The sequence below is a fragment of the Xanthomonas sp. NCPPB 1826 genome (assembly GCF_056725285.1).
In genome coordinates this window covers 3287326-3306285 of the sequence record NZ_CM161521.1, presented here as the reverse complement: position 1 = coordinate 3306285, position 18960 = coordinate 3287326, and the positions used below count along the sequence as shown (strand labels likewise).

The following is an 18960-nucleotide window of genomic DNA, read 5'->3' as shown; positions in this document are numbered from 1 at the left end:
TCGCATGCGTATGGAGGTTATGGCGGTGGTGGCAGCGCCCGGCCGGCCTGCAGACCGGGCGCCGTAGTGCCGGCGGTGCTTAGAACACCAGCGATGACATCTTGCGGCGGTAGCGGCCGACCAGGTCTTCGTCTTCGATCACCCGGAACGCATCGATCAGGCTACGCCGCGGCAGGTTGTCGTCGAAGGTGCGGTCCTGCCGCAGCATTTCCAGGAACTGCTCCAGCGCGGCCTCGTCGTGGCCGTCGAGCAGGTGGCGCACGCCAAGCAGATGGCGCGCGCGCAGGTCGGCGCCGTTGGCGGCAACGGCGGCCTGCAGCGCGTCGGCATCCGGCGCGTCCTTGAGCACATTGGCAAAGCTCAGCCGGGCCTTGGCGCGCACTGCACGGTCGTCGGTGGCCAGGTTGGCGGGCAGGGCGTCGATCAACTGCTCGGCCTCGGCGGTGTCGCCGGTCTTCAGCAGCGCCAGTGCCAGGTCCAGCTTGAGCTCGTCCTTGTCCGGCTCGGCGGCGATCGCCTCACGCAGCGCGGCGACCTGGTCCTGCGGCTCGAGCGGGGCCGGCGGCAGTGCTTCGGCAACCTGCGGCTCGGCCGGCAGCACGCCGTGCTGGGTCAGGAATTCGCGCACCTGGCCTTCCGGCATCGCGCCCGGGAAGCCATCGACCAGCTCGCCGCCCTTGACCAGGAACACCGTCGGCACCGAGCGGATCTGGAACGCGGCGGCGATCTGCTGCTCCTTGTCCACATCGACCTTGGCTAGCTCGAAGGCACCGTTGTAGTCGGCGGCGAGCTTTTCCAGGATCGGCGTCAACGACTTGCAGGGGCCGCACCAGGTGGCCCAGAAGTCCACCAGCACCGGTGTCGTCAACGATTTCTGCAGGACCTCGGTCTCGAAGGTGTCGGTGGTGGCATCGAATACGTGCGGCTTGTCGGACATGGGCTTCCAGAAGTGATTGCGGCAACAGTGGGAGGTAATGGTGGCAAACCGGGCCGACACAAGGCTGGCCGGCCCGGGCGCATGGCGCGCGGCCGGCCGTCACGCCGGCAGGGGTTCACGCCACGCGCGCCCGGCACGACAATGTCGCGTCCTGGTGGCGCAGCCTGCGCCCCGCGTTGGAGCAAGGCAATGACACGCATCGATGGCACCCAGCGCTACCTGGGCCTGGTCGCCGCAACCGTATTCGTGCTGGCGGTGGCCGGCTTCGGCGTGGCACTGCCCGGTTACCTGCAGGCCAGTCACCCGGTGGCATTGCTCGGTGCCAACGGGGTGCCGCATGCGCTGGGCTTCAACCTGCTGGCATTCGTTCTGGTCGGTGCGCTCGGCATGGCCACCGGGGTCAGCCTGCTGGCGCGCATGCCGGCCAGATCCAGCTGGAGCCTGCGCGTGGGCGGGCAGTTGATCGTACTGGCCGGGCTGGCCTTTCTCGGCATGGGCGCCTTGCCCCTGGACCCCACCGATCTGGACGGGCGCGCCAGCCAGGCCCATGCCACCGCCTGGCTGCTGTGGGCGGTGGCGTTCGTGCCGGGCATGTTGCTGCTCGCCGCCGCGCTGCTCAACCAGCCGGGCACCCGCGCACTGGCATGGCTGAGCCTGGGCGCGGGGCTGCTGGTGGCGGTGCTGGCGTTCGGCCCGCCGGGCCTGCTGCGGCAGGCGATCGCCCAGCGCCTGGCGTTCCTGGCCTGGGTCGGCTGGCTCGCGGTGGCGGCCTGGCGCTGGCCGGCCAGACCCGCCACCTGAGGCAAGCGTTTGGAGCACCTGCTGCACTGCGGTACCCTGTGCCGCTTTGCACCGCCCGAGCATCCGCTCCCAATGTCCACCGTCGAACCGAACGCCTACGACCCGCAGCAGGTCGAAACCTCCGCCCAGCAGTTCTGGGATGCCACCCACGCCTTCCAGGTCGACGAAACTTCGGACAAGCCGAAGTTCTATTGCCTGTCGATGCTGCCGTACCCGTCCGGTGCGCTGCACATGGGCCATGTGCGCAACTACACCATCTCCGATGTGGTCAGCCGCTACAAGCGCATGACCGGCCACAACGTGATGCAGCCGATGGGCTGGGACGCGTTCGGATTGCCGGCGGAAAACGCGGCGATCAAGAACAAGACCGCGCCGGCCAAGTGGACCTACGCCAACATCGACCACATGCGCGGCCAGCTCAAATCGCTGGGCTATGCGATCGACTGGTCGCGTGAGTTCGCCACCTGTACGCCCGAGTACTACGTGCACGAGCAGCGCATGTTCACCCGGCTGATGCGCAAGGGCCTGGCCTATCGCCGCAACGCGGTGGTGAACTGGGACCCGATCGATCAGACCGTGTTGGCCAACGAGCAGGTCATCGACGGCCGCGGCTGGCGCTCCGGCGCGCTGGTGGAAAAACGCGAGATCCCGCAGTGGTTCCTGCGCATCACCGACTACGCGCAGGAATTGCTCGACGGCCTGGACCAGCTGGACGGCTGGCCGGATTCGGTCAAGACCATGCAGCGCAACTGGATCGGCCGCTCGGAAGGGCTGGAGATCCAGTTCGACGTGCGCGACACCGATGGCGCTGCATTGGACCCGCTGCGCGTGTTCACCACCCGCCCGGACACGCTGATGGGTGTGACCTTCGTGTCGATCGCCGCCGAGCATCCGCTGGCGTTGCATGCGGCCAAATCCAATCCGGAGCTGGCCGCGCTGCTGGAAACGCTCAAGCACGGCGGCGTTTCCGAAGCCGAGCTGGAAACCCAGGAAAAACGCGGCATGGCCACCGGCCTGACCGCGGTGCATCCGATCAGCGGCGAGCAGGTGCCGGTGTGGGTGGCCAACTTCGTGCTGATGGGCTACGGCACCGGCGCGGTGATGGCGGTTCCCGGCCACGACCAGCGCGATTTCGAGTTCGCCAACAAGTACAAGCTGCCGATCGTGCAGGTGGTCAAGCTGCGTGAGCCGCGCAACGACGACGAGCAGAGCTGGGACGCCGGCCAGTGGCGCGACTGGTATACCGACAAGAGCCGTCCGCTGGAGTTGATCAATTCGGCCGAGTTCGACGGTCTGGATTTCGGCGGCGCCTTCGAGGCGCTGGCCGAGCGTTTCGAGCGCAAGGGCCAGGGCCAGCGCCGGGTCAATTACCGCCTGCGCGACTGGGGCGTCAGCCGCCAGCGCTATTGGGGCTGCCCGATCCCGGTGATCTATTGCGCCAAGTGCGGCGCGGTGCCGGTGCCGGAAGACCAGTTGCCGGTGGTGCTGCCGGAAAACGTGGAATTTGCCGGCACCGGTTCACCGATCAAGACCGACCCGACCTGGCGCCAGACCACCTGCCCGGATTGCGGCGGCCCGGCCGAGCGCGAGACCGACACCTTCGACACCTTCATGGAGTCGAGCTGGTACGTGGCGCGCTACACCAGCCCCAACGCACGCGACATGGTCGATCGCCGCGCCAACTACTGGATGCCGGCCGACCTGTACGTGGGCGGCATCGAGCACGCGATCCTGCACCTGATGTACTTCCGCTTCTATCACAAGCTCATGCGCGACGCGCGGCTGGTGGACAGCGACGAGCCGGTGACCAACCTGCTTACCCAGGGCATGGTGATCGCCGACACCTTCTATCGCGATGCCGATAACGGCGGCAAGGACTGGATCAATCCGGCCGACGTGGAGATCCAGCGCGACGAGCGCGGCCGCGTCACCGGCGCGGTGCTGATCGCCGACGGCCAGCCGGTGCACATCGGCGGTACCGAGAAGATGTCCAAGTCCAAGAACAACGGGGTGGACCCGCAGTCGATGGTGGCCAAGTACGGCGCCGATACGGTGCGGCTGTTCTCGATGTTTGCCGCCCCGCCGGAGCAGTCGCTGGAGTGGAACGAGGCCGGCGTCGATGGCATGGCGCGCTTCATGCGCCGGCTGTGGGTGCAGGTGCATAAGCATGTGGGCGAGGGCGCTGCCGTTGCACTGGACGCCGCCGCGCTTAGCGCCGAGCAGAAGGCGATTCGCCGCAAGACCCACGAAACCATCGGCAAGGTCAGCGACGACTACGGCCGCCGCCACAGCTTCAACACCGCGATCGCCGCGGTGATGGAACTGTCCAACGCGCTGGCCAAGTTCGACGATGCCAGTGCGCAGGGCCGGGCGGTGCGCCAGGAAGCCCTGGAAGCGATGGTGCTGCTGCTCAACCCGATCACCCCGCACGCCAGCCACACGCTGTGGCAGGTGCTGGGCCACGGCGAGACGCTGCTGGAAGATGTCGCGTTTCCGCAGGTCGATGCCGCCGCGCTGGTGCGCGACGCGCTGACCCTGGCGGTGCAGGTCAACGGCAAGTTGCGCGGCACCATCGAGGTGGCCGCCGATGTCGGACGCGAGCAGATCGAAGCGCTGGCCCAGGCCGAGCCGAACGCAGCCAAGTTCCTGGAAGGGCTGAGCGTGCGCAAGATCATCATCGTGCCCGGCAAGATCGTGAATATCGTGGCGGGCTGATCGTTGCCGATTGCCGGTCCGTGCAGTGTCGCGGACCGGCGTGGCGACGCGCAGGTGAGATTGCCGCAGTGGCGTGTGGTCATTCATTTCACCGGCGCGTGGCGACGCGTTTGTCATTCCCGGGCGCCGCGTTTTTCGCGGCGCCCTCTCAAGCCCCGTTCACGCGGTGTCAGGCAGGCTAGCCGCCTGTTGCCGCCGCCGGGGCGCTCATCCAGACTGTGCCCATGATTCGATTTCCTACTGCCTTCGCTGCGTCCCTCGTGCTGGTCTCGAGCCTCACCGCCTGCGGCTTCCATCTGCGCAACTCGCTGGCGCTGCCGCCGGACACGCCCGCGGTGAAGGTGCAGTCCGCGGTGCAGTACAGCGAGCTTGCCAAGTTGCTGCGGCGTGGCCTCAAGGCCGCCGGCGCCACCCTGGCCGACGAAGATGCCAAGACCGGCTTTGCGCAGGTGCAGGTGTTGTCCGAGCGTTGGGGCGATCTGCCGATCGCCATCGACAGCCAGGGCCGCGCGCAGGAATACAGCCTGCGCTATGCGGCCATCTTCACCGTCACCACCGCCAACGGCTCGGTGCTGGTGCCGCAGCAGGTGATCGAGCTGTCGCGCGACTACGTGTCGCCACCGGTGGATGCCACCGGCACCGCAACCGAGCGCGAGATCCTCGCCAACGAACTGCGCAAGGACATGTCGGCCTCGATCCTGCGTCGCATCGACAGTGTCGTGCGCGCGCGCGTGGAGCGCGGCGAGACGCTGGAAAGCACGCCCAGCGCGCCGCTGCAGCCGGCCACCACACCGCCGGTGCAGCCGTCCACGCCGGAATCGAGCGTGCCGGCCTCGCTGCCGCCCGCGTCTTCGTCGAATAACTGAGCAGCTGGTGATCATCCCGTCCGCGCATCTGCCGGGCAACCGCGCACGCTGTGCGGAGTTGGCTTGCGCCAGGCGCATGTCGCGCTTGCTGCGCGGTGAGCATGCCCCGACGATCGCTGCCGACGCTGTCTTGTGCGTGACGGTGCAGTGGCGTGTGCCTTCGTAGTGATGGAACTTAGGTAGTCATGGAACTTCGCCCAGAACAGCTCGCCGGCCAGTCCAATCAGCCGCTGCAGCCGGTCTACCTGATCGCCGGTCCGGAGACCTTGCGCGTGCTGGAGGCGGCCGATGCGGTACGCGCACGCGCGCGCGCCGAAGGCATCAGCGAACGCGAGGTCTTCGATGCCGATGGCCGTGAGTTCGATTGGAACCAGCTGGATGCGACCTTCAACGCGCCCAGCCTGTTCAGTCCGCGCCGGCTGGTGGAAGTGCGCCTGCCCAGCGGCAAGCCGGGCAAGGACGGCGCCGAGGTCATCACCCGCTTCTGCACCAACCCACCGCCGGATGTGGTGCTGTTGATCACCGCCAACGACTGGAGCAAGGCGCACCAGGGCAAATGGGCCGATGCGATCGGCCGCATCGGCACCATTTCGGTGGCCTGGGCGATCAAGCCGCACGAGCTGTCGGACTGGATCGAGCGCCGCCTGCGTAGCCACGGCCTGCGTGCCGACGCGGCGGCGGTGCAGCGCCTGAGCGAACGGGTGGAAGGCAACCTGCTGGCCGCGGCGCAGGAAATCGACAAGCTGGTGCTGCTGGCCGATGGCAAGGTGCTGGACCTGGAGGCGATGGAGTCGCTGGTCGCCGATGCCGCGCGCTACGACGTGTTCCGCCTGGCCGAAACCACGTTCTCCGGGCAGCCTGCCGCAGCGATCCGCATGCTCGCCGGCCTGCGCGCCGAAGGCGAGGCCGTGGCCGCGCTGATGCCGATCCTGATCAAGGAACTGCTGCGCACTGCGTCCTTGGCCAAGGTGCAGGCCAACGGCGGCAACCTCGCTGCCGAAATGAAGGCGCAGGGCCTGTGGGAATCGCGCCAGGCGCCGTTCAAGCGCGCGCTGCAACGGCACCCCGAACCACGCCGCTGGGAGCGCTTCGTCGCCGAAGCTTCGCGGGTCGACCGCATGGCCAAGGGCCGCGCCGAAGGCGACCCCTGGGTCGGCCTGGAACGCCTGCTGGTGGCCGTGGCCGAATCCCGCGCGGTGAGATTGCTGGCGTGAAAGCCGGCGATGCCGCCAACGGCGACGCGCGACCCGCCTCCCCAAGCAGCGCAACCCCCGACCAGGCCGCAGCTGCGGCCCCCACCTCTCTGCCCACAGACTCCCACCCGGCAGCGCCGGCTCCGCGCTCTTCCGATTCCCGAATCCCGATTCCCGAATCCCAGCTCCACCCCGATTCCCAGCTCCACCTCTACTACGGCGGCACCTTCGATCCGGTCCACCTGGGCCACCTCGCCATCGCCTGCGCTGCGCGCGACGAACTCGGCGCGTTGGTGCACCTGGTACCGGCCGCCGATCCGCCGCACCGTCCCGCACCCGGCGCCACCGCAGCGCAGCGCGCGCGCATGCTGGAGCTGGCGCTGGCCGACACCCCCGGGCTGGCGCTGGACACCCGCGAGCTGCAACGCGCCAGCCGCGACCGTGCGCCGTCCTACACCGTCGACACCTTGCGCGCGCTGCGCGCCGAGCTCGGCCCCACGACACCGATCGCCTGGCTGCTCGGTGCCGATGCCTTCATGGGGCTGAGCAGCTGGCATCAGTGGGAAGATTTGTTCGAGCTGGCGCATTTCGTCATTGCCGCGCGTCCGGGCACGCCGCTGGACCTGGCCGATGCGCCGCAGCTCGCCGCGGCAGTGCAAGGCCGCTGGGCGGCCAGGGCGGGCGAGCTGGGCGTCTCGCCGGCCGGCCGCCTGTGGTCGCTGCAGCAGCCGTTGCGCGGCGAATCGGCCAGCGCGGTGCGCTCGCGCATCGCCGGCGGCGGCGACTGGCAGGCGCTGCTGCCGGCGTCGGTGGCGGCATTTATCGCGCACGAAGGCCTGTACGGCTGCGTCCCGCCGACTAGCTGAACACGCAGCCGGCCGGACCGGCCTATAATTCACGCCAATTCCATCGAGTTGCCCGCTTTGACCACCCAAGCCCAAGTCATCAAGACCTCCATCCCGAATCCGCCGCCGTCCGTGCCGGCCCTGCTGGCCACCGTGCGCGAGGCCGTGGAGGAGCTGAAAGCCAAGGACGTGGTCGAGATCGATGTGCGCGGCAAGTCCAGCGTCTGCGATTACATGGTGGTCGCTTCGGGTACCTCGACCCGCCATGTGAAGTCGATCGCCGAAGAAGTGGTCAAGTTCGCCAAGCGGCTGGACGTGATGCCGCTGGGTGTGGAAGGCGAGCGCGAGGCCGAGTGGGTGCTGGTGGACCTGGGCGACGTGGTGGTGCATGTGATGCTGCCGCGCGTGCGCGAGTTCTACGCGCTGGAGCGTCTGTGGACGGTGGGTGACCAGCGTCCGGACGACGCGGAAGCCGATCCCGAAGAGTGAGTGAGCCGGGCATGCCACGCAATGCCCGACCCCCGACCGACGCGCCTGCCTCGCAGGCGCTGCAACAGCTGCGCAGCCAGGGCGCGCACGCCTCCGCCGCGCCGCTGTCGCCGGCACGCAAGCGCTTCGACCGATTGCTGCGCGACCTGGAACGGCATCGTGCCGACCTGCAGGCCTGGCAGCTTGCACTCGCGCAATGGCGCGAGCGTTACCACGCCGAATTGCAGCCCTTGCTCGACCGCCGCCGCGCGGCCGACATCGCCCTGGTCGAAGAGCTGGACCATGCGTATGCCACGGTCAAGCTGGGCAAGGCCGACCGCGCCTTCCTGTCCGAGTTGCTGTGCGATATCGCCGCCCCGCTGATCGAGGCCGGCCACGAGGCACTGCGGCCGATCTACGACCGCCACAGCGCAGTCGGTTACGACCAGGAAGTCGCCGAATCCGATGCGCTGATGAAGCAGATCCTCGGCCAGGCCTACGGGCTGGATGCCGACGAGCTGGATGGCATTGATTCGCCCGAGCAGCTCTACGAGCGCGTCAGCGAGCGCCTGCAGCAGGAGCGTGCGCAGCAACAGCAACGCCACACGCAACGGCGCAAGCGTGCCGAGCACAAGGCAGTTGGGGAGAATGTCGAGCCGCCTCCGTTACGCGAGCTGTATCGCAAGCTGGCCGGCAATCTGCATCCGGATCGCGCCAAGGGCGCCGACGACCATGCCGCGCGCACCATCCTGATGCAGCGGCTCAACGCGGCCTACAAGGCCGGTGATCTGCTGGGTCTGCTCGAACTGCAGGCCGAGATCGGTCTGATGGACGCCCAAGGCGTGGATGCGATGAGCGCCGCGCGCCTGCAGGACTACAACCGCGAGCTGGATCGGCAGTGCAGGCAGCTGCAACAGCAGGTGCAGCAGCAGTCGGACGACTTTTGCGCCGAATACGGGCTGGAGTTGCCGTCGCGCCCCAAGCCGGAGCGACTGGGCCGTTTGATGGCCCAACTCAAGCGCGAAGTCGAAGACGACCTGCTGGACGCGCGCCGTGGCCTGCGCGAGCTGGAAGACCCGCAATCGTTCAAGCGCTGGTTGAAGCGGCAGCGCGCCATGGCGGACGCGCCCGACGCGCCCTGGTTCTGATCCCGGCCTTTATGGTGGTTGTCGGCTTGCACACCCGCCACCGCAGGAGCGCGCGCGTGCGGTGCGCAGGCTCGGCTTGACACGCTGCCAGCGGTGTAATCGAAACGCGTGCATGCGCAGCGTTGTGCCGGCGGCCGGAGCGACGCTGCCGAACGGAGGCCGTCCGTTCGGCAGCGCTGGCCGTTGCCCTGTGCCCAAGACAGCCAGCTCAGGGCCGCAGGCTCACAACGGCCCGCGCTCCCACGGGCCGGTGATCGCCAGGGTGATACCCGGGGTCTGGATGTTGACGAACAGGGTGCGCGCCAGCGGATCCCAACAGGCGCCGCAGAACTCGGTATCGCGGTAGTCGCCCTCGGCAATGGTCTTGCCGGCATCGGCGATCTGCTGCGAGGTGAGCTGCACATTGTTCTTGGCCAGATAGAACGACTCGCCGCCGCGGGTCAGCCCGAGCAGCCGCGCGCCGGGGCCGTATTCGTCCGGGCTTTCGCCGCCGTCTTCGCACAGCACCACGCCGCCGCGCGCGCTGACGGTGACGTTGTCCGGGTTGTGCGCAGCCAGCTGATTGCCGCTGACGAACAGGGCGCTCAGGCGCTGGGTGAACAGGTCCAGCACCCACACCGCGCCGTTGCCGTAACCGCGGCGGCCCTGTGCATCCACGCCGGTGCTGGTGTCGACGATGAACAGTTTGCCGTAGCTGTACCAGATGCCTTCGCCACGGCTCATGCGCAGTGCACCGTCTGCCCAGGCCTGCGCAAACGGCCCGCTCAGGGTGTCGTTGGCGCCGATGTCGGCAAAGCCGGCCGGCGCGGCGATGCTGTCCAGATCCGGCTCTTCGATGTCCACCCATTCCAGCTGGAACTGCTGGCCGATGCTGGCCACGGTGAGATCGGCATTGCGCCGCCCGCGCACGCGTGCGGCCTGCAGCCGGCCGCCGTTTTCCAGCGAGCCATTGCGCCCACGGCGGTCGTTGGGAATGAAGCGGTACAGCCCGGCCTTGTTGCGATCGTCCTCGGTGAGATAGACGATGCCGGTGCGCGGATCGATCGCCACTGCCTCGTGGCTGAAGCGGCCCAGCCCGAGCAGCGGCCGGCCGGTGGTGCGCTGGCTGTCCGGGTCCACTTCGAACACGTAGCCGTGCTTGCGGCCGGTGCTGGACACCGCATTGGTCTTGATCTCCTCGCAGCTCAGCCATGTGCCCCACGGGGTCGGGCCGCCGGCGCAGTTGACCAGGGTGCCGCCCAGGCTGGGCTCCAGGCTGCCCCAGCCGCGGCGGCCGTAACTCAGCGTGGTGGTGCCGCCGCCGGCGGATTGGGTGCCGCTGACGATGCCGGTGTCGTACATCGCCGGTGCGCGGAACGGCGTGGTCGCACCGCGTTCGTGGTTGCGGATCAGCACATATTCCAGGCCGCGCAACGGGTCGCTGCCCGGACGCCAGTCGGGCCGACGCAGGCCGACCACGGCCATGCCGTCATGGCGGTCGGGGCAGGGCTGGCCATCGTCCATGCGGTCGCCGCTCCAGCCGAACGAGCGGTAGCTGAAACCGCGCGGCAGCTGTAGCAGCGGCAGTCCGGTGCTCTGGTCGGCGACCGGTGCGAGCGGGCCATACCGGCTGGGCACCGGGGCAAGTTGCAGCGGCGGCGATGAACTGTTGGCGGCCTGGGCCTGGCGCGACTGCAGCGCACTCAAACTGCCAAGCGCACCGGCGGCCATCACGGCAGCGCTGCCCTTGAGCACCTGGCGGCGGGCGGGATCGAAAATCGGCATCGAACGACTCCTGCGGGCTGGGTAGTGCGTCGACCCTAGAAGCCCGCTGTAACCGCACCATGACACCGGTGTGATCGACCCGGTTCCGATGCCCAGGCTGTGACGCGGATATCATGTGGTCATGAAATGCCGACTTATCGCTACCGGCGAGCGCGCACCGGCCTGGGTGGCGCAGGGCTTTGCCGAATATCAGAAACGTCTCTCGCACTGGATGCCGCTGGAGCTGGTCGAGATCGAACCCGGCCTGCGCGGCAAGGGCCGCGATGCACAACGCGCCATCGACGACGAAGGCCGCCGCGTGCTCGCCGCACTGCCCAAGAACGCCTACGTGGTTGCGCTGGACATTCCGGGCCGCCCGCTCAGTTCGGAACAGCTGGCCCAGCGCATGGAGCACTGGCGCGGGCAGGGGCGCGATCTGGCGTTCCTGATCGGCGGCCCCGAAGGTCACGCCGCCGAGGTGCTGAAAACCGCCAGCGAAAGCTGGTCGATCGGCCCGCTGACCCTGCCGCACATGCTGGTGCGCCTGATCGTCGCCGAGCAGCTGTACCGTGCTGCGGCGATGCTGGCCAATCATCCGTATCACCGCGCCTAAGCGGCATGCGCGACGGCAGTAAGCCGCGCGTCGCCGCTGCGCTTTCGAGATGGGTGTGCGGGTAAGTAGCCGGGCGTACCCTCAACCCGATCCGCGAGACCGCACGTCGTCGCGTGCACGCAAGCGCACTGCAACGATGCGCATGCAACAGCTGAAACCGTGGCCTCGCAGCAGCCGGCTGCGCAACGCCAGACCATGCGGCGACCGGGCATCCGGGTCGCCGCAGGTGATGACGCATCAGTTCAACGAAAAACTCACCGGCACCAGGCCGTAGGCCTGCACGGCCTGGCCGTTCTGCATCGCCGGCTGGAAGCGCCAGTTGCGCAGCACCTGGCTACGAGCCGCCAGATCGAGCGCGCGATGACCGCTGCTGGTCTGCACGCTCACCTCGGCCGGGCGCCCATCGGTGCCGACCAACACGCGCAGCAGCACCGTGCCCTGCTGCCCGGCACGCAGTGCCGCCACCGGGTAACTCGGCGCCGGTGAACTCAGATACTGCAACTGGCCCGCCTCGACCGGGCCGCTGGGCGCGGCAATCGCCGGCGCGCTGTCAGACACCGCCTCCGAGACCGCAGGTAAGGCGAACGTTGCGTTGTCGACCACCGCGGGCTCGCTGATCACCGGGGTCTGCACCTGCACCGGCACCGTGGTCGGCGGTGTGTGCGTTGCCTTCGGCTTGAACTTCACCTCGATCGGAAACACCGGTGGCGGCGGCGTCTCGATGGTGATGGGCATGACCCAGCGTTCTTTCGGTGCGGGCTGCTGCGGAATTGCCCGGTACGAGAGCGGTATCAACAACAACCCGCCGGCCAGCAGATGCAAGGCCACCGCCGTGCTCATCGCCAGAACGCGCGACGTGTCGATGCCGGTGGATCGGGAAGAAACCTGCGATTGCGTGCGAACCATCATCCACCTCCTCAACGGAACTGCGGAAAGGACCAGCGCGACCCGGACGCACTACACCATCCGGTAGCGTAGGTTTACCTCAGCGTGCGCGGCTGCACAAGCGCGGCGCGTATCTGCGAAGGCGTTGCACATCGCGAAGGATGCCGGATCGATTCCGCGACCATGTCGATATCGATCGCTGGCCGGCTTTTTAAGGCGCAAACAAACAGGAGGACTCCTAGGCAAACGCCCAGCCGGAGCTGGGCGTTTGCGGTAGAAAAGCCCAGCCCGTTGCGGGGCTGGGGAAACGACGCTGACGGGAGAGTGCGTCAGTAGTCGTACGACACCGATAACATCGCGTAGCGCGGCTGGGTGAAGAACGCGCCCATGTTGTAGGTGTTGGACAGGGTGAACGGGCTGTCTTCCCAGGTGGAATCGACCTGCAGCGGCTTGCGCTCGTTGAAGATGTTGAAGGCCTGCAGGGTCATGGCGAGCTTGTTGTCGGCGAACGCCGGGCGATAGGTGAGGCCCAGGTCGACGATCTTGGTCCACGGCAGCCGGCCGGCATCGCCCGGACGCGACGGCCGGCCGTTGCAGGTGTGGTAAGAGGAGCCATAGCCCACCGGGTCGCCGGCATCGGAATCTTCGCTGATGCCGTTGATGCTGACATACCCCAGGCAGGACTTCGGCGTGCCGGACAGCACGCGGATATTGCCTGCGATCAGCCATTCGGGCGCGATCTGGTAAGAACCGTAGATCTTGATCTGATGGCGACGATCGTTGGCCAGGTAGCCACCCGAATACCACATCAGCGCAGCGGCATCCCAGTCCTGGGTCTTGGAGACATCGGTCTGGCCGATATCGGATTTGATCTGGCCTTCGGTATTGCCGAAATTACGCGACCAGGTGTAATCGATGCGGCCTTCCCACTTGCCGTCGAACGGATGCTGCAGGAACAGGTCCACTGCCAGATAGGTGCGCTTGGCCTCCTTGTCGAAGCCCCAGTCCGAGGGCGACATCGACACCGAGGTGCGCCCGGACCCATTGAGGTTGGCCAGGCTGAAGGAGTTGGTTTCGCCGGGATTGAAGATGATGCAGCCGGGTACGTTGACGGTGCTCGGGTCGATACCCGATGCAGTCAATTTGGTGCGCATCCGGTCGGCATCGCAGACGTCGTCAATGGTGGCGCCGAGCGTGCGGTAGGTCGCCTTGGCACCGGTGACCCAACTCTCGCCCAGGGTCTTGTCGAAGCCGAGCATGAACTCGTCCTGGTACATCGACTTCAGGTCGGTGGCGGCGATGCCGGCGGCATCCGGTGCCTGACCGCATTCCAGATTGGAGGAGACGACGTTACCCGAACAGGAGAATCCGGCGGATGGATCGACCGCGACCGGCGTCAGCCCGGTCGGGCTGCCCTGCGCATCAATGTCGGTGTAGGTGAAGTATTCGCGCGTAAACGTGGACGGTGATGCGCCACGGATGGCCACGCTGTTAGGCAACGCCAGGTAGTAGCGACTAGCGTTGCCGTAGACCTTGAGCGAGGAGTCGCCGAACACGTCCCAGCTCAACCCCAAGCGCGGCGCCCACTGATCGCCACTGGTCACGTAAGGCACGCCCGCGTCGTTGAAGTTGGTGAACTTGTCGTTGCGGATACCCAGCGTCAGCAGCATCTTGTCGTTGACCTGCCATTTGTCTTCGAGGAAGTAGGCCTTTTGCTCGACCGACATACTGGTCGCGGTATTGAACACGGAGCGATAGGCGTAGTAGCCATTGCCACCGGCCGGACCCACGCCCAGCGCAGCGCTGATGGGCGAGGTGGGGCGCGAAGAGCGTCCATAGATCCAGCGGAAGCCCGGGCCGGTGGTGATGACACCTTCGTTATTGGCATTGAAATACATGTTGTCCACACCTGCAGTGAGGGTGTGGCTGCCCAACACATATTCCAGGTCGATGCGCAGACCGCGCGTCTTGTTTTCACCATCGCGCGCCTGGCTGGAGGTCTGGTTGTTGCGGATCTCGCTGCCACCGGTGATGGCCGGGTCCTGCAGATTGGTGTTGGTCAGCAGCGGTGCGGTGCTGGGGTTGTTGCGGAAATCGGTCTGACGGCTCTTGCCGTAGGTGGCGCTCAAGGTGAGATCGTCGGTGATGTAGCTGGTGTACTTGCCGATGTAATAGCGGTCGTTGACCTTGACCGTATCGGCGAATGCGCCGTTGGCGTCGCCGTTGACGCCCTGGTATCCGTTGAAATCGCTGTAAGCACCGCCATCGCGCGAATTATTCTTGACGCCGGTCAGTTCGAGGATGTTGCTGTCGTTAATGTTCCAGTCGATCTTTGCGTAGACCTTCGGCTCATCGGTGCGGTAATTGTTGCGGCCGATCACCGGGTCGTCCCTGCGTGCGGTGGAAACGCCTTCGGTGCGTTCCTGCTCTGCGGCGACAAAGACGAACAGGCGGTCTTCGATCAGCGGGCCGCCGCCATAAACGCTATAGACCGTATTCCAAAAGGTGTCGTCCTTTCGGCTACGGTAAAGAGTGCCGGGCAGGCTGTCGTCGCTGTATTCATAGCCGGCAGGTGGGGCGGCATCCGGGTAGAAGACATTTTTGTAGTCGCTGGACAGCGACTTCGGACGCCATAGCACCTGTGCGCCGAAGTGCCATTCGTTGGTGCCGCGCTTGCCGACCTGGCTGAGCACGCCGCCCGCGGAGCGGCCATACCGGGCGCTGTAGCCGCCGGTATAGGTTTCCTGCTGGTCGATAGCGCCGAACGGCAAGGTGACACCACCGATGTTGGAAAGCGGGTTGGAGCTGAGATAGCCGTTAAGGTAATAGGCGTTTTCGGTCACGCCGGCGCCGCCGAAGGAAATCGCATTGCCGAAATAGCCGCTGCCCTGCACGGCCCCTGGCGACAGCAGTGCAATGGCTTCGCCAGAGCGCGCCAGCGGCAAACGCTGCAACTGCTCGGCAGTAATCACGGTGCGCGAGGCGGTGGCGGACACATCCACCGGCGAGATGTTCTTGCCGGTCACGGTGATCGTGCCCAGGGTGGCGGTGTCGCCGGCGGCACCGCCGCCGAAGGACACATCGGTGCCTGCGCCGACGCGCAGGGCGATGTTCTTGCGTGTCTCTACAGATTGTCCGTCGCGTTGCAAGGTGACCGTATAAGTGCCGACGGGAAGATTGCCGATCGCGTAGCGCCCGTTGGCATCGACGATCGCGGTCCGGGCAAAACCGGTGTCGCTTTGTGCCGTGACGGTTGCACCGGCGGCAGCGGGTGCACTGCCGTAAATACCTGCAGTGGTGCTTTGTGCGGCGGCAGTGCCCGACGCCAGCACGCCGACGGCGCCGCTCAGCGCAAGCGCAAGCACGCTGATGCGGGCATAGCGCGCCCGCGATGCTGGATGGAAGGTGCGCTTTGAAGCAACGTTGCCGGACATCGTCTCTCTCCAGAGGAGCGCCATCACGAATATGACGGTGCGCTGACAACCGATGCTAGAGAGCTGTAGAGGTTGCTTAAAGAACGTTTGCTCTAAATTTCATGTTTTTTTAAGCACAAATGTACAAATTCGCCTATTCATGCTGGCCTGACGTGACTTTGGGCACTTGTAAGTCACCACGTTATAAGTTTTAAACGAAACTTGATTGCTGGTATGAAAGGCGATGAGGCGCCACCTCGCGATGGGCTGCGGAAACGACACTGCCCTCCGAAGAGGGCAGTGAGCGGCACGCGGCAGGACGAGATTTGCCTCTTCAGCGACCCAATTCGAACGTCACATCCAGATTGATCGACAAGGTGCTCTCGCCAGGGGCGACCTGGGTGTCCATCTCGGCCTTGGCCGAGCGCATCGAGGCGGCCATCATCATCGGGCGCACGCCGCCGCCGCTGCGGCCTTCGGAGATGCTGACGATGCGGCGCACCTTCAGGCCCAGCGACTTGGCATAGGTGTCGGCGCGGGCCTGGGCCTTCTTCAGCGCGGCCACGCGGGCCTCGTCGTAGGCCGGTTCGGGCTGGTCGACCGAGAAGCTGGGGCCGTTGATGTCGTTGGCGCCCTGGGCGACCAGCGCGTCCAGCACCTTGCCCAGGCGCGAGATGTCGCGGACCTTGAGGCTGACCGTGTTGCTAGCCTGGTAGCCGTTGATCCTGGGTGCTTCATTTTCCTTGTAGGTGTACTGCGGGCTGAGGTTGATACCGGTGGTCTGCACATCCTTGTCGGCGATGCCGGCGGCCTTGATCGCGGCCATGACCTTGCTCATCTGTTCGGCGTTCTGGCGCATGGCGGCGTTGCCGTCGGCGGCCTGGGTGACCACGCCGGCGGACAGCGTGGCGATGTCCGGTATGCGCTTGGCGTCCGCTTCGGCCGACACGTTGAGCAGGGTGCCGTCGTTGGGAATGGTGTAGCTCGGAGCGGTCTGGGCGTGGGCGGTCATGGCGGTTCCGGCAGCGATGGACAGGGCCAGCAACAATGGTTTGAGGGTGGTACGCATGAGATCTCCTTGTCTGTAGGGGAAGCGTGTTGCCGGTTCGATGAACATGTTGTGAGTCGAACGCGACCACTGCCGCCCGGATCGGCAAGCGGGCGGGGAGGGGCAACAGGTATGCTGGACGGATGCTCTATCTCGCCTCCCGGTCGCCGCGCCGGCAAGAACTGCTGCAACGCTTGGATGTGCCTTTCCAGACCCTGCAACTGGACGTGCCCGAACTGCGCGCGCCCGACGAATCGCCTGCGCAATACGTGCAGCGCGTTGCGCTGGACAAGGCGCGTGCCGGCCTGGCGCAGGTGCAGGCCAGCGACCCCGATGCGATCGTGCTCGGCTCCGATACCGAGGTGGTGCTGGGCGAGCGGGTGTTCGGCAAGCCGGCCGATGCGGACGATGCGATCGCCATGCTGAGCCTGCTGTCCGGGCGTACCCACCAGGTACTCACGGCCGTGGTTCTAGTCTGCGCGCAACGCGCCCCGGTGCAGACGCTGGTGGTGTCGGAGGTGACCTTCGCGCCACTCGATGCTGCGCAGATCGCCGCGTACGTGGCGTCCGGCGAGCCGATGGGCAAGGCCGGCGCGTATGCGATCCAAGGCCGCGCCCAACGTTTTATCAGCCATCTGTCCGGCAGCTATTCCGGCGTGATGGGATTGCCGCTGTTTCACACCTCGCAGTTGCTCACAGCCCTCGGAGCGCATTGATGTCGGAAGAGATCTTGGTCAACGTCACCCCGCGCGAAACCCGCGTCGCGGTGATCGAGAACGGCATGCTGCAGGAGCTGCATATCGAGCGCGGCTGGCGCCGGGGCGTGGTCGGCAATATCTACAAGGGCAAGGTGCAACGGGTGATGCCGGGCATGCAGGCGGCATTTGTCGAGCTGGGTCTGGAGCGCGCCGCGTTCCTGCACGCCAACGACGTAGTGCGCCCGGCGCCGGCACCGGCCAGCGTGGTCGATACCGAAGAAACCCCGATCCCGCCGCCGCCGGCGGCCGCGGTGCCGATCGTGGAACTGCTGCGCGACGGCCAGGACATCGTGGTGCAGGTGGTCAAGGACCCGATCGGCACCAAGGGCGCGCGGCTGACCACGCAGATCAGCATTCCTTCGCGCTACCTGGTGCTGCTGCCGCAATCCAAGATCGTCGGGGTGTCGGCGCGGATCGAGGACGAGGCAGAGCGGCTGCGTCTGAAGACCATCGTCAGCGAGGTCTCGGCCCAGCACGGCGGTTTCGGCTACATCATCCGCACCAACGCCGAAGGCCAGCCGGCCGAAGCGCTGGCCGAGGACATCGCCTACCTGTCGCGGGTCTGGAACGTGGTCGAGCGGCGCGGCCGCGAGGCGCCGCCGTGCAGCATCATCTACGAAGACCTGAGCCTGCCGTTGCGTGCGGTGCGCGATCTGATCCGCCGCGACGTGGAGAAGGTCAAGGTCGACTCCAACGAGACCTTCGTGCAGTTGCAGGCCTTCGTGGCCAAGTACATGCCGGTGCTGGCCGAGCGGCTGGAGCTGTATACCGGCGACCGGCCGATCTTCGACCTGTACGGGGTCGAGGACGAGATCGGGCGCGCGTTGAACAAGCAGGTGCCGCTCAAGTCCGGCGGCTACCTGGTGATCGACCAGACCGAGGCGATGACCACCATCGACGTCAACACCGGTTCGTTCGTCGGCCAGCGCAATCTCGAGGAGACCGTGTTCCGCACCAACCTGGAGGCCGCGCAGGCAGTGGCGCGGCAGCTGCGGCTGCGCAATCTGGGCGGCATCATCATCATCGACTTCATCGACATGGACGATGCCGAGCACCGCCGCCAGGTGCTGCGCACGCTGGAAAAGGCGCTGGCGCGCGATCATGCCAAGACCACCGTGTACGAATTCTCGCCGCTGGGCCTGGTCGAGATGACCCGCAAGCGCACCGTCGAGAGCCTGGAGCGGCAGCTGTCGGAAACCTGCGGCCAGTGCAGCGGGCGCGGCACCATCAAGACCGCCGAGACGGTGACCTATGAGATCTTCCGCGAGATCACCCGCGCGGTGCGCCAGTTCGATGCCGCGCGGCTGCTGGTGATCGCCTCGTCGAAGGTCGTCGCTCGCATCACCGACGAAGAGTCGGCCGCGGTGGCCGAGCTGGAGGAATTCCTCGGCAAGAGCATCCGCTTCCAGTCCGACGACCAGTATCTGCAGGAGCAGTTCGATGTGGTGCTGCTGTGAGTCCGGGATTGGGGAGTCGGGATTCGGGATTGGTCAACGCCGGCTCTGGTAGCGTGGCTTGGTCCGATAA

16 protein-coding genes are annotated in these 18960 nt (G+C 66.6%); 11 read left to right on the top strand and 5 right to left on the bottom strand.

Going from position 1 to position 18960, the window contains the following annotated elements:
• Positions 1–79: 79 nt before the first annotated feature.
• Positions 80–937: a thioredoxin gene (gene trxA / locus AC1PLA_RS13975; RefSeq protein ID WP_104622909.1), complete on the bottom strand. Its 858-nt coding sequence runs from the start codon at positions 935–937 to the stop codon at positions 80–82.
• Positions 938–1126: 189 nt separating this feature from the next.
• On the opposite strand from trxA, the gene AC1PLA_RS13970 reads away from it, so the two are divergent.
• From AC1PLA_RS13970 to AC1PLA_RS13940, 7 genes are all read left to right on the top strand, one after another.
• The gene (locus AC1PLA_RS13970; RefSeq protein WP_039522279.1) at positions 1127–1738 is read left to right on the top strand and encodes a DUF998 domain-containing protein; all 612 of its coding nucleotides are present in this window, start codon (positions 1127–1129) and stop codon (positions 1736–1738) included.
• A 72-nt stretch (positions 1739–1810) separates the two neighbouring features.
• Positions 1811–4453 (top strand): leucine--tRNA ligase, encoded by a 2643-nt coding sequence (leuS, locus tag AC1PLA_RS13965; RefSeq protein ID WP_481104768.1) that lies wholly within the window; start codon positions 1811–1813, stop codon positions 4451–4453.
• A 224-nt stretch (positions 4454–4677) separates the two neighbouring features.
• Positions 4678–5319 (top strand): LPS-assembly lipoprotein LptE, encoded by a 642-nt coding sequence (locus AC1PLA_RS13960; protein ID WP_024939734.1) that lies wholly within the window; start codon positions 4678–4680, stop codon positions 5317–5319.
• Between the two features lie 185 nt (positions 5320–5504).
• The gene (holA, locus tag AC1PLA_RS13955) at positions 5505–6533 is read left to right on the top strand and encodes a DNA polymerase III subunit delta (protein ID WP_481104767.1); all 1029 of its coding nucleotides are present in this window, start codon (positions 5505–5507) and stop codon (positions 6531–6533) included.
• Positions 6530–7378, top strand: a complete 849-nt coding sequence (gene nadD / locus AC1PLA_RS13950; RefSeq protein WP_481104766.1) for a nicotinate-nucleotide adenylyltransferase — start codon at positions 6530–6532, stop codon at positions 7376–7378. The genes holA and nadD overlap by 4 nt, the downstream gene beginning before the upstream one ends.
• Positions 7379–7435: 57 nt before the next feature.
• The gene (rsfS, locus tag AC1PLA_RS13945; protein WP_016903759.1) at positions 7436–7846 is read left to right on the top strand and encodes a ribosome silencing factor; all 411 of its coding nucleotides are present in this window, start codon (positions 7436–7438) and stop codon (positions 7844–7846) included.
• Positions 7847–7857: 11 nt separating this feature from the next.
• Positions 7858–8973, top strand: a complete 1116-nt coding sequence (locus tag AC1PLA_RS13940; protein WP_481104765.1) for a J domain-containing protein — start codon at positions 7858–7860, stop codon at positions 8971–8973.
• Positions 8974–9195: 222 nt separating this feature from the next.
• Here the strand turns inward: AC1PLA_RS13940 and AC1PLA_RS13935 are convergent, their stop codons facing one another.
• Complete coding sequence (locus AC1PLA_RS13935) at positions 9196–10737, bottom strand: alkaline phosphatase PhoX (protein WP_054591527.1); 1542 nt, start codon at positions 10735–10737, stop codon at positions 9196–9198.
• Between the two features lie 121 nt (positions 10738–10858).
• On the opposite strand from AC1PLA_RS13935, the gene rlmH reads away from it, so the two are divergent.
• Positions 10859–11329 carry a 23S rRNA (pseudouridine(1915)-N(3))-methyltransferase RlmH gene (gene rlmH / locus AC1PLA_RS13930; protein WP_016903756.1) on the top strand — a complete coding sequence of 157 codons (471 nt, stop codon included), beginning with the start codon at positions 10859–10861 and terminating at the stop codon, positions 11327–11329.
• A gap of 237 nt (positions 11330–11566) precedes the next feature.
• Here the strand turns inward: rlmH and AC1PLA_RS13925 are convergent, their stop codons facing one another.
• Positions 11567–12175: an energy transducer TonB gene (locus AC1PLA_RS13925; protein ID WP_425512212.1), complete on the bottom strand. Its 609-nt coding sequence runs from the start codon at positions 12173–12175 to the stop codon at positions 11567–11569.
• Here AC1PLA_RS13925 and AC1PLA_RS13920 point away from each other — a divergent pair.
• Complete coding sequence (locus AC1PLA_RS13920; RefSeq protein WP_180969204.1) at positions 12063–12302, top strand: hypothetical protein; 240 nt, start codon at positions 12063–12065, stop codon at positions 12300–12302. The two genes, AC1PLA_RS13925 and AC1PLA_RS13920, sit on opposite strands and share 113 nt — an antisense overlap.
• A 241-nt stretch (positions 12303–12543) precedes the next feature.
• Here AC1PLA_RS13920 and AC1PLA_RS13915 read toward each other — a convergent pair whose 3' ends face one another.
• Entirely contained in the window at positions 12544–15648 is a 3105-nt protein-coding gene (locus tag AC1PLA_RS13915) for a TonB-dependent receptor domain-containing protein (RefSeq protein WP_481104764.1), read from the bottom strand.
• A 313-nt stretch (positions 15649–15961) separates the two neighbouring features.
• On the bottom strand, positions 15962–16696 hold the full coding sequence (locus AC1PLA_RS13910) for an SIMPL domain-containing protein (RefSeq protein WP_039522270.1): 735 nt from the start codon (positions 16694–16696) through the stop codon (positions 15962–15964).
• A 122-nt stretch (positions 16697–16818) separates the two neighbouring features.
• On the opposite strand from AC1PLA_RS13910, the gene AC1PLA_RS13905 reads away from it, so the two are divergent.
• Both AC1PLA_RS13905 and rng read left to right on the top strand, forming a co-directional pair.
• On the top strand, positions 16819–17391 hold the full coding sequence (locus AC1PLA_RS13905; RefSeq protein WP_102253807.1) for a Maf-like protein: 573 nt from the start codon (positions 16819–16821) through the stop codon (positions 17389–17391).
• Complete coding sequence (gene rng / locus AC1PLA_RS13900) at positions 17391–18890, top strand: ribonuclease G (RefSeq protein ID WP_024939725.1); 1500 nt, start codon at positions 17391–17393, stop codon at positions 18888–18890. The genes AC1PLA_RS13905 and rng overlap by 1 nt, the downstream gene beginning before the upstream one ends.
• Positions 18891–18960: the final 70 nt, after the last annotated feature.

Bases quoted from the DNA above. Each gene is read 5' to 3' on its own strand.
- trxA (WP_104622909.1), bottom strand. From the start codon at position 937: ATGTCCGACAAGCCGCACGTATTCGATGCCACCACCGACACCTTCGAG.
- AC1PLA_RS13970 (WP_039522279.1), top strand. From the start codon at position 1,127: ATGACACGCATCGATGGCACCCAGCGCTACCTGGGCCTGGTCGCCGCA.
- leuS (WP_481104768.1), top strand. From the start codon at position 1,811: ATGTCCACCGTCGAACCGAACGCCTACGACCCGCAGCAGGTCGAAACC.
- AC1PLA_RS13960 (WP_024939734.1), top strand. From the start codon at position 4,678: ATGATTCGATTTCCTACTGCCTTCGCTGCGTCCCTCGTGCTGGTCTCG.
- holA (WP_481104767.1), top strand. From the start codon at position 5,505: ATGGAACTTCGCCCAGAACAGCTCGCCGGCCAGTCCAATCAGCCGCTG.
- AC1PLA_RS13940 (WP_481104765.1), top strand. From the start codon at position 7,858: ATGCCACGCAATGCCCGACCCCCGACCGACGCGCCTGCCTCGCAGGCG.
- AC1PLA_RS13935 (WP_054591527.1), bottom strand. From the start codon at position 10,737: ATGCCGATTTTCGATCCCGCCCGCCGCCAGGTGCTCAAGGGCAGCGCT.
- rlmH (WP_016903756.1), top strand. From the start codon at position 10,859: ATGAAATGCCGACTTATCGCTACCGGCGAGCGCGCACCGGCCTGGGTG.
- AC1PLA_RS13920 (WP_180969204.1), top strand. From the start codon at position 12,063: ATGACCCAGCGTTCTTTCGGTGCGGGCTGCTGCGGAATTGCCCGGTAC.
- AC1PLA_RS13915 (WP_481104764.1), bottom strand. From the start codon at position 15,648: ATGTCCGGCAACGTTGCTTCAAAGCGCACCTTCCATCCAGCATCGCGG.
- AC1PLA_RS13910 (WP_039522270.1), bottom strand. From the start codon at position 16,696: ATGCGTACCACCCTCAAACCATTGTTGCTGGCCCTGTCCATCGCTGCC.
- AC1PLA_RS13905 (WP_102253807.1), top strand. From the start codon at position 16,819: ATGCTCTATCTCGCCTCCCGGTCGCCGCGCCGGCAAGAACTGCTGCAA.
- rng (WP_024939725.1), top strand. From the start codon at position 17,391: ATGTCGGAAGAGATCTTGGTCAACGTCACCCCGCGCGAAACCCGCGTC.